The sequence below is a fragment of the Streptomyces sp. SP17BM10 genome, from assembly GCF_036322405.1.
In the GTDB taxonomy this organism is placed as follows: domain Bacteria; phylum Actinomycetota; class Actinomycetes; order Streptomycetales; family Streptomycetaceae; genus Kitasatospora.
The window spans coordinates 1-943 of record NZ_JAQYXB010000434.1 but is presented as its reverse complement, the minus strand read 5'-3'; the positions used below and the strand labels follow the sequence as shown (position 1 = coordinate 943).

The window sequence follows — 943 nt, the reverse complement described above, 5'->3', positions numbered from 1 at the left end:
CGGATCCGTGGGTGCTGCCGCAGCGGCCGCACTTCGGCTCCGTCCCGGCCGCGCGGCTGGCGGAGCAGGCCTGGAGCGCGCCCGCCACGCTGGCGCGGGTGACCGCCGAGGGCGGCAGCCTGACCGGCCGCGCCGAGGAGTTCCACGAGGTCGTCCGGCGCAGCGAGCCCACCAAGGCCGCCCTGGTCGCCGCCGGCCGCTGGTTCGAGCACGGCCGCCGGGACGTCCCCCGGGTCGCGCTCACCTTCGACGACGGCCCCGACCCGGTGCACACCCGCAGCGTGCTGGAGATCCTGGACCGCTACGGGGTGCGGGCGACGTTCTTCTGCGTCGGCCACCACGCCGCGGCGCTGCCCGACGAGCTGCGCCGGATCGCCGACGCCGGCCACGAGGTCGGCAACCACTCCTGGTCCCACCCCTTCCTGGCCGACCTGACGGCGGATCACCTGCGCGAGCAGCTCGACCGCACGGCAGAGGCGGTGGCCCGGGTGACCGGCACGGCGCCGACCCGCTTCCGCCCGCCCTACGGTGCCCTGAGCCCCGCGGTGCCGGCCGCGCTGGAGGGCCACCCGGCCACCCTGACCATGTTCGACGTGGACTCCCGCGACTGGACGCGGCCGGGGCCTGGGCGCATCGCCGCGACCGTCCTGGAGTGCGCCGGCCCCGGCTCGGTGGTGCTGATGCACGAGGGCGCCGGGGACCGCGGCCAGACCGTCCAGGCCCTCCCGGCCGTCATCGAGGGCCTGCTCGACCGCGGCCTGGAGCCGGTCACCGTCGGCGAGCTCGACCCGCCGCCCGCCACCCGACCCTGAACACCCCGATCCACCAGCGGAGGACCGAACAGTCATGGAAGAACGCTTGACCGAACACGCGCCCGCGGCCGCGTCCGCGCGGGTGGAGGAGCGGCCCGCCGGGGCGCCGGCGAACACCGAACCGGCGATCT

1 protein-coding gene is annotated in these 943 nt (G+C 76.9%); it reads left to right on the top strand.

Annotation, left to right across the window (positions count from 1 at the left end; translation table 11 throughout):
* The coding region (locus PUR71_RS05140; RefSeq protein WP_329925121.1) for a polysaccharide deacetylase family protein at positions 1-812 on the top strand (812 nt) is incomplete at its 5' end.
* Positions 813-943 lie beyond the last annotated feature (131 nt).